Source organism: Dellaglioa sp. CoH-56-MRSF-11, from assembly GCF_056782135.1.
In genome coordinates, this window is record NZ_JBXAYE010000142.1 from 1 (window position 1) to 252 (window position 252).

General features: G+C 56.3%; 1 protein-coding gene. It reads left to right on the top strand.

Translation table 11 applies throughout. The annotated features are described in order from the left end of the window. Nucleotides 1-252 (top strand): hypothetical protein (locus AC1RPT_RS08175; RefSeq protein ID WP_481763054.1); only part of this gene is annotated, 252 nt, incomplete at both ends.

Sequence of the window (252 nt, forward strand, 5' to 3'; positions counted from 1 at the left end):
TGATCGGTCTACTGGCAGGCACCTATCCGGATATACCGATGCTAACGATACCGGCCGCGCAATGGAAGAATGCATGGCACCAGCGTCACAAGGGCTCTACGCTCGAAGAGACGTATAAGGCATCGCGCACAACCCCACACCAAGTGGATGCGTGCTTCATCGGCATATACGCGCTGGAACGTGGCCTGAGCAAAGTGTTCGACTACGATCCGCGCCGCATAGTCCACATGGCTGAAACCACTAGCTGCACAC